Source organism: Kitasatospora sp. NPDC096128, from assembly GCF_040303105.1.
Lineage (GTDB): Bacteria > Actinomycetota > Actinomycetes > Streptomycetales > Streptomycetaceae > Kitasatospora.
Window position 1 is genome coordinate 1 of record NZ_JBEOSP010000099.1, and the last position, 7,551, is coordinate 7,551.

Genomic DNA, 7,551 nt, shown 5'->3' on the forward strand with positions numbered 1-7,551 from the left:
GGCCGCGGTGACGTTGGCCGCTGCGGCCAGCTCTGCCGGCGGGGCGAAACGCCGCTCCTCCTTGAGCAGGTTGGCCAGGCTCTCGTTGCTCAACGACTTTCTCCTCTTGCTTCTACCGCTCCGGACGGTGCCGGGCGGTCTGTGGTGGTTCCGGGAGCGGCCGGGAGGACCGTCCGTGCCGCCGGGTACGAAGTCCCCGTCGCGCTCGTCGGCCCGGTCCGGGCCGCTCCCGGACCGATCCTCAGGCGTGCCGGTATACGTTTGATCAACGCGCTCGCGGCGTCCTCGCCCGGAAGGGCCTCCGCTGTGCGGAGTACGACCGGGTGACGGACGTCGGCCGACGTTTTCGCCCTTTCTGACCCGGTGTGCCCAGCCGCGGAGCCGCCACACGGTGACAGGTCGTCCAATTCCCGGTGCGGTCGGACGCCCGTCGCCGGTACCGTCCGCGGGAGGCCCGTCGAACCCCGCCCCGCCCCGTGGACGTCGAAGAGCTGAACCCGGCCCGGACGGCGGACGGGTCGGCGCCGCGAGGGACCGTCAGTTCCGGGCGACCCGGAGGGCCCAGAGGACCAGCGGCAGCTGGAGCGGCACCCGGGCGACGGCCGCGGCCCGCAGGGGTGCCGGGCGGGTGCGCCAGTCGCGGGCCATCCGCACGTTCGCGGGGAGCACGGCCGTGAACAGGGCGGCGGCGGCCAGGGCGCCGGCGCGCCGGGTGCGGGGGTGGGCGACGGCCGCGCCGACGGCGAGCTCGGCCAGGCCGCTGAGCTGGGTCCAGGTCCGGGGGCGGCCCGGCAGGGAGCGCGGGACGATCGCGTCGAAGGGGCGCGGCAGGGCGAAGTGCGCTGCTCCGGCGCCCAGCAGGAGGCCGCTCAGCAGGCGGGCGGATCGGTCGGCGGACATGCCGCTCCTCGGGGTGTTCGTCGGTGGACCGCGGTCGGCCGACCGGGTTACCGGATGGTAACCGGGGTGCGGCCGGGCGCGGCAGGCCCGGAGCCGGCCCGACTGCGGGAAGGGCCGGACCGGATCCGTGGCCAAGTGCCTCCGGAGGCAGGAAGAACGACCGGCTCAGCTGAACGACAGCAGCACGACCGGTGCCGAACTCGGGTGCGCCGAACCGCCCGCCGGTTCGACCGTGACGCCGACGCCGCGCGCCCCGGCCAGCGGCCCGGACAGCAGCAGCGCCCCGTCGCCGCCCGGCAGCAGCCCGGCCGGGCGCATCGTCCCGGCGTCGTCGAACCACAGTTCGTACGTCCGGCCCGCGGCCGGCGCGGGCAGCCCGGAGGCGAGGAACGCGGCCCGGTCACGACCGGCGGACCACACCACGGTGCCCACGCCCGCCCCGCCCGCCGCCGCCCCGGTGGCGGTACGGGCGTCGGGGGCGGCGAGCAGGCCCGCGACCAGGTCCTGCTGCTGTTGGAGCGCGACGGCGCGGGCCCGGGCCCGGTCGGCCTCCCGGTGCTCCTGGACGGCGACGCCGGCGGTGCCGATCGCCACGGCGAGGCAGGCGGCGAGCGCCAGCTTCGGCCAGCCGCGGCGCAGCCGGGCGAGGCGGCGGGTGTCCGCCGGCGGTGCGGCGGTGCGCGGGGCCTCCTGACGGAGGGTGGGCAGAGCGGCCATGACGCTCGCCTTCAGGGCCTCGGGCGGGACGACGGAGTCCGCGGCCCCGAGCCGGGCCAGGGTGGCGGCGAACTCCGCCACCTCCTGGGTGCAGGCCGGGCAGCCGGCCAGGTGCCGCTCGAACTCCGCGTTCTCGCCTGGGTCCAGGGCGTGGGTGGCGTACGCGCCGGTCAGGGCGTGCAGGTCGGCGGCGCTCATGATCCCACCCCCAGGCAGTCGCGCAGGCGGATCAGTCCGTCGCGCATCCGGGTCTTGATCGTGCCCAGCGGGACGCCCAGGACCTCGGCGACCTGGGGGTAGGTGTAGCCGCGGTAGTAGGCCAGCGTCAACGACTCCCGCTGCAGCTCGGTGAGCCCCCGCAGGCAGCGCCGGACCTGTTCGCGTTCCAGCCTGCTCTCGACCTGCTCGGCGACCTCGTCGAACACCGGGGTGTGGGAGGCGGCGGCCGCCCGCTGGTCGCGGTCGGCGGCGGCCTGCGCGGCCCGGACCCGGTCCACCGCGCGCCGGTGGGCGATGGTCAGCACCCACGGCATGACCTCGCCGCGTTCGGCCCGGTAGCGGGCGGCCGTGCGCCACACCTCCAGCAGCACCTCCTGGGCGACCTCCTCGGACTGTGCCGGGTCCCGCAGCACCCGCCGCACCAGGCCCAGCACCGGGCCGGCCACCGCGTCGTACAGGCGCGAGAACGCGTCCTGGTCGCCGCGGGCGACCCGTGCGACGAGCTCCCGCAGGTTCGGACCGGGCTGGGACGGGCCGGTCAGGTGCACGACGGCGCTCATCCGGCCGCCCCCGCGGCGCGGTGGGCGGGCGGCGGGCCCCACGGGCGGATGGCGGGCATCACGGGCCTCCCCAGGAGGTGGCCGGTGCGGAGGCCCGGCCGGGCGGACGGTACGGCTGACAGCCGGTCTTCGGCACGGGCGGCCCGCCGGATTGGTCCGGGATGCTCCAGGATCGGCGGAACCGGTCCGATCCGCCGGGCGCGGGCCGGCGAATCCCCGGCAGGAAGCCGGTCCGCCCGCGTACCGCACGCGCTCCGCGACCTGCTCGACCGTACCGACCGCCCGGCCGGGGGCTACCCCCGGTTCGCGGCCTGCTTGACGGTCCTGATCGACGGCGCCGTCTCGACGTGACTGACCGCCGGGAGCGCGGCCACCCGGGTGGTCAGGTAGCGGTACAGGGCGCGCTGGTCCGGGCACACCACGGTGGCGTACAGGTTGGTCGGCCCGGTCGTGGCGCAGGCGAAGGCGACCTCGGGGTGCCCGGCCAGCGCGCGGCCGGCCTGCTCCAGGTACGGGGGAGCGACCGAGATCCACAGCAGGGTGCGGGTGGCGACGCCGAGCAGGCGCGGGTCGCAGTCGATGTCCAGGTAGAGCACCCCGCGTTCGCGCAGCTCCGCCATCCGGCGCCGGACCGTCGTCGGCGACCAGCCGGTGACCGCCGCCAGCTGCTCGAACCCGGCGCGGCCGTCGGCGGCGAGGGCGGCCAGCAGCCTGCGGTCGCCGTCGTGCAGCCGCACCGGCCCGGTCCGGGGCGGCAACGGGGGCGTGGGCGTGGGTGAGGTCGTGGGCGCGGGCGGGCTCAGGGCGGCGACCGCGGTCGCGTCCAGCGGGCCGAGCTTGGCGATGAGGCTGTCCGGCCCGCCGTAGAAGGAGTGCAGCACCGCGTGCGCGCTCACTCCCTCGACCCGCGGGGTACGGGGGAGCCGGGCCAGCAGCAGGGCCTCGCTGTCGGCCTCGGTCTCGGCACGGACGGTGCAGGTGATCTCGGTGCCGCCGGAGGTCAGGCTCACCCAGGAGGTGTCGGGGCGGCGGGCCAGCGCCTCCGCGACCGCGACCGCCGCCGAGGGCGCGCAGCGCACCCGCAGCAGCCACAGCTCGGCGCCCAGCGCGACCGGATCGACCCCGCCGAGCACCCGCACCGCGCCGGTCGAGCGCAGCCGGGAGTACCGGCGGGCGACGGTGCGGTCCGACACCCCGAGGGCGGCGGCGATGGTGCTGAACGGGGCCCGGCCGTCGATCTGCAGGGCGTGGACGAGGCGGCGGTCCAGCTCGTCGTAGTCGGATTCCACCGTACCGAGGGTAGTCTGCGTCGGATTCCTCCGCCATCGCGCCGGTCACTGGCCCAACGGCCCTCCTCGGAGCGAGCGTTGACCCCGTCAGCGGAACCAGCCGAGGTACCGCCCCGACGGAACCGAGGAGAAGCACCATGGACACCGACGTACTCGTGGTCGGAGCCGGCCCGACCGGCCTGACGGCGGCCAACGAACTGCTGCTGGCGGGAGCGTCGACCGTACTGGCCGACCGGCTGCCGGGGCCCAGCACCCTGTCCAGGGCGGGCGGCGTGCAGACCCGCACGCTGGAGGCGCTCGACCAACGCGGCCTGCTGGAGCCGCTGTTGGCCACCGGGGAGCACCCGATCGGCGGGAGCCACTTCGCGGGCATCCCGCTGTCGGACGCCCCGGCCCCCGACCCCGGGTCGGCCGCCTTCCGGCCCCGCCGGCCCTGGCGCTCCGTCCCCCAGGTCGTGCTGGAAGCCTTCCTGGAACAGCACCTCGCCGGGCAGGGCCTGCGCGTCCGGCGCGACCACGAACTGGTCGCCCTCGGCCAGGACGAGGAGTCCGTCACCGCGACCTTCGCCAACGGCGAGGTCGTACGCGCCCGCTACCTGGTCGCCGCCGACGGCGGCCACAGCACCGTGCGGTCGCTGCTCAAGGCCGAATTCCCCGGCCGGGCGGGCACCTTGACCACGATCGCCGCCGATGTGCGGCTGAGCGGCGCCGACGGCCTGCCCACCCACCACCACAGCCTGGACGGCCACTGGACGGGGATATTCCCGCTCGGCACCGACGGCCGGGGGCGGCCGCTGCGCCGGCTCGCCATGGGCGGGCCGGGCCGGTCGCTGCCCAGGGACGTCCCGATCACCGAGGAGGAGATCCGGGACGGGCTGCGGGCCGTGTTCGGCGAGCGGGTGCAGCTGCTCGAACTCTGCCACGCCCGCCGGATCACCAACGCGGCCCGGCAGGTCGCCCGGTACCGGCACGGGCGGGTGTTCCTGGCCGGCGACGCCGCCCACGTCCACCTCCCGCTCGGCGCCCAGGGCATGAACGGCGGGATGCAGGACGCCTTCAACCTCGGCTGGAAGCTCGGCGCCGCCGTCCGGGGCCGGGCGGGCGAGGGCCTGCTCGACAGCTACCACACCGAACGCCACCTGACCGGCACGACGGTGCTGCGCAACGTCCAGGCGCAGGGCCTGCTGATGGACTGGGCGGGCACCCGCGACCCGGACGTGCTGGCCACCCGGGACCTCTTCGCCGAGCTGACCACCCTGCCGGAGGTCCAGCGCAGGCTGAGCGAGTTGATGTCCGGGACGGCCACCCGCTACCCGATGCCGGACACCGGCCCCCACCCGCTCCTCGGCGGCCCCGTACCGGACTTCGACCTCGGCCCGGCCCGGCTGTACGAGCTCCTGCGGTCCGGCCGCGGCGTCCTGGTCGACCCGCAGGACGGCCTCGCCGGGGCCGTCGCCCCCTGGGCCGACCGGGTGGACCGCGCGGGCGCGGGCGCCCCCGTCGAGCCGATGCTGATCCGCCCGGACGGCCACGTCTGCTGGGTGGGTACCCCGGAGACCCTGCGGCCGTCCCTGGCCCGCTGGTTCGGCGCCCCGAACCCGACCGTCTGACGTTCCCGCACGCCCCCGTACCGGTACGCGGTACGGGGGCGGTGGCATGCCGGGTCAGGGCGCCGGCGGATAGCCGCGGGTGCGGACGAGGTCGTGGACGAGCTCGGTGAACGCCCCGGTGGCGGCGCTCCGGTAGGCCTCGGTGCGGTGCAGCAGGGTGACGGTGCGGGTGGGGAGGGGCGGTTCGAGCGGGAGGCGGGTGAGCCGGGGGTGGTCGTGGGTGACGGCGTCCGGCAGCACGGTGGCGAGCGGGGTGCGCTGGACGACCTCGGTGAGGGCCTGGACGGAGTTGGCCTCGACGGCGATCCGCGGGCTGACGCCGTGCCGGGCGAAGTAGTCGTCGATGTGGCCGCGGGTGGCGAAGTCGCCGCTGAGCAGGGCCAGTCGGTGATCGGCGAGGTCCCGCACGGGGAGTGGGCCGGCGGACGGGGCATCAGTGCCGGTGACCAGCGTCAGGTGCTCGGTGTACAGCGCGCTGGCCGTGACACCGGGCAGGTGGGGCCCCCGGAAGGCGATGCCGAGGTCGAACTCGTCCGTGAGCAGCCCGGATTCGATGCGGTCCTGGCTGGTCTCCCGGACGGTCAGGCTGATGCCGGGGTGCCGGGTGTGGAGTTCGGCGGCGAGCGGGCCGACGAGGTAGGCGGTGAAGGTCGGGGTGACGGCCAGGCGCAGCCGCCCGCGGGAGAGGTCCTGGACGTCGTGGACGGCCCGTTCGGCGGCGGCCAGGTCCCGCAGCGCCCCGCGGGCGTGGTGGGCGTACGCCCGGCCGGCGTCGGTGAGGCGCACGGTGCGGCCGGTGCGGTCGAGCAGTTGGGCGCCCAGGGTCCGTTCGAGCTGCTTGATCTGCTGGGACAGCGTCGGTTGCGAGATGTGCAGCTCCTCGGCGGCGCGGGTGAAGTTGCCGTGGTCGGCCACGGCGAGCAGATAGCGCAGATGACGCAGTTCCAGGGCCATGCGCCGAACTATAGACCGTATCGATGGGATTCATCGGTAACAGCTCTTGGACTCTATAGCTCCAGCTCATGCACAGTGGATCTCGCCAGGCCCCACCGGCCCGGCGCCACGAGAGGGAGTGACCCCATGCGTGACCTCGCCCAGGGCATCGCGGACTTCCAGCGGGACGTGTTCCCCGCCAAGGAGGAGCTCTTCGCCCACCTGGCCGCCCACCACAGCCCCCACACGCTGTTCATCGGCTGCTCCGACGCCCGCGTCGTGCCGGAGCTGATCACCGGCTCGGAGCCGGGGGAGCTGTTCGTCATCCGCACCGCCGGCAACCTGGTGCCCGCCTACAGCCCCGGGGCCGACGGGGTCACGGCGAGCATCGAGTACGCCGTCGCCGCGCTGGGCGTCCGGGACGTCGTGGTCTGCGGACACTCCGGCTGCGGGGCGATGACCGCCCTCGCCCACGGCCACGACCTCAGCGGAGCCCCGGCCGTCGCCGACTGGCTGCGGCTCGCCGACGCCTCGGTGGCCCGCACCGCCACCGCCGGGGACGTCCAGGCCCTGGTGCGGCAGAACGTGCTCGCCCAGCTGGCGAACCTGGCCACCCACCCGTCCGTCGCCCGCGCCCTCGCCGAGCAGGTGCTCACCCTGCGCGGCTGGGTCTTCGACATCGCCACCGGGCGGGTCGAGGACCTCACCGCCACCGCCGGCCACGCCGCCGCGGCGGCCTGACCACCACCTCAGCCCCCCTTGTCGCCCCTGGCCGGGCGACCGGGAATCCCGTCAACCACGAGAAGGAACCCCCCCATGGTGCACGCCCAGTTCGACCCCACCGCCCGCCAGCTGCTGGCCGCCGCCGCCGTCGAGGCCAAGACCCGTAAGGACCTCACCTGGCAGCAGATCGCCGACGTCTCCGGCCTGTCGGTGGCCTTCACCACCGCCGCCGTCCTCGGCCAGCACGCCCTGCCGAAGGAGTCCGCCGAGGCCGTCGCCGAGCTGCTCGGCCTGGACGCGGACGCGGCCCTGCTGCTCCGGACCATCCCGACCCGTGGCTCGATCCCCGGGGGCATCCCCACCGACCCGACCATCTACCGCTTCTACGAGATGCTCCAGGTCTACGGCACCACCCTCAAGGCCCTCGTCCACGAGCAGTTCGGCGACGGCATCATCTCCGCGATCAACTTCAAGCTCGACGTGAAGAAGGTCGCCGACCCCGAGGGCGCACTCCCCACCTGCGCGTTCACCGGGGCTACCGGGGCTACCGGTACCACCGGCCAGTGGAGGGCCCGTCCGATGGAAAAGCGTCACCTCGGC

Annotated in this window: 7 protein-coding genes and 1 pseudogene; 3 read left to right on the forward strand and 5 right to left on the reverse strand. The window is 75.4% G+C overall.

Annotated features, from left to right (window positions below; genetic code table 11):
- Positions 1 to 537: 537 nt before the first annotated feature.
- From ABTY61_RS41495 to ABTY61_RS41510, 4 genes are all read right to left on the reverse strand, one after another.
- Positions 538 to 900: a DoxX family protein gene (locus ABTY61_RS41495; protein ID WP_350510439.1), complete on the reverse strand. Its 363-nt coding sequence runs from the start codon at positions 898 to 900 to the stop codon at positions 538 to 540.
- Between the two features lie 165 nt (positions 901 to 1,065).
- Positions 1,066 to 1,815 (reverse strand): anti-sigma factor, encoded by a 750-nt coding sequence (locus ABTY61_RS41500; protein WP_350510440.1) that lies wholly within the window; start codon positions 1,813 to 1,815, stop codon positions 1,066 to 1,068.
- Positions 1,812 to 2,396: an ECF RNA polymerase sigma factor SigK gene (sigK, locus tag ABTY61_RS41505; RefSeq protein ID WP_350510441.1), complete on the reverse strand. Its 585-nt coding sequence runs from the start codon at positions 2,394 to 2,396 to the stop codon at positions 1,812 to 1,814. Before sigK ends, ABTY61_RS41500 begins: the two co-directional genes overlap by 4 nt.
- A gap of 293 nt (positions 2,397 to 2,689) precedes the next feature.
- Complete coding sequence (locus tag ABTY61_RS41510; protein WP_350510442.1) at positions 2,690 to 3,685, reverse strand: Lrp/AsnC family transcriptional regulator; 996 nt, start codon at positions 3,683 to 3,685, stop codon at positions 2,690 to 2,692.
- 137 nt (positions 3,686 to 3,822) lie between these two features.
- On the opposite strand from ABTY61_RS41510, the gene ABTY61_RS41515 reads away from it, so the two are divergent.
- Complete coding sequence (locus ABTY61_RS41515) at positions 3,823 to 5,295, forward strand: FAD-dependent monooxygenase (protein ID WP_350510443.1); 1,473 nt, start codon at positions 3,823 to 3,825, stop codon at positions 5,293 to 5,295.
- A 54-nt stretch (positions 5,296 to 5,349) separates the two neighbouring features.
- Here ABTY61_RS41515 and cynR read toward each other — a convergent pair whose 3' ends face one another.
- Positions 5,350 to 6,249, reverse strand: coding sequence for a transcriptional regulator CynR (cynR, locus tag ABTY61_RS41520; RefSeq protein ID WP_350510444.1), 900 nt, complete (start codon positions 6,247 to 6,249; stop codon positions 5,350 to 5,352).
- Positions 6,250 to 6,375: 126 nt separating this feature from the next.
- Between cynR and ABTY61_RS41525 the strand changes: the two genes are divergently transcribed.
- Positions 6,376 to 6,969: a carbonic anhydrase gene (locus ABTY61_RS41525; RefSeq protein WP_350510445.1), complete on the forward strand. Its 594-nt coding sequence runs from the start codon at positions 6,376 to 6,378 to the stop codon at positions 6,967 to 6,969.
- Between the two features lie 75 nt (positions 6,970 to 7,044).
- Positions 7,045 to 7,458, forward strand: a pseudogene (gene cynS, locus ABTY61_RS41530) (cyanase); the annotation flags it as partial.
- Positions 7,459 to 7,551: the final 93 nt, after the last annotated feature.

Bases quoted from the DNA above. Each gene is read 5' to 3' on its own strand.
- cynR (WP_350510444.1), bottom strand. From the start codon at position 6,249: ATGGCCCTGGAACTGCGTCATCTGCGCTATCTGCTCGCCGTGGCCGAC.
- ABTY61_RS41500 (WP_350510440.1), bottom strand. From the start codon at position 1,815: ATGAGCGCCGCCGACCTGCACGCCCTGACCGGCGCGTACGCCACCCAC.
- sigK (WP_350510441.1), bottom strand. From the start codon at position 2,396: ATGAGCGCCGTCGTGCACCTGACCGGCCCGTCCCAGCCCGGTCCGAAC.
- ABTY61_RS41525 (WP_350510445.1), top strand. From the start codon at position 6,376: ATGCGTGACCTCGCCCAGGGCATCGCGGACTTCCAGCGGGACGTGTTC.
- ABTY61_RS41515 (WP_350510443.1), top strand. From the start codon at position 3,823: ATGGACACCGACGTACTCGTGGTCGGAGCCGGCCCGACCGGCCTGACG.
- ABTY61_RS41495 (WP_350510439.1), bottom strand. From the start codon at position 900: ATGTCCGCCGACCGATCCGCCCGCCTGCTGAGCGGCCTCCTGCTGGGC.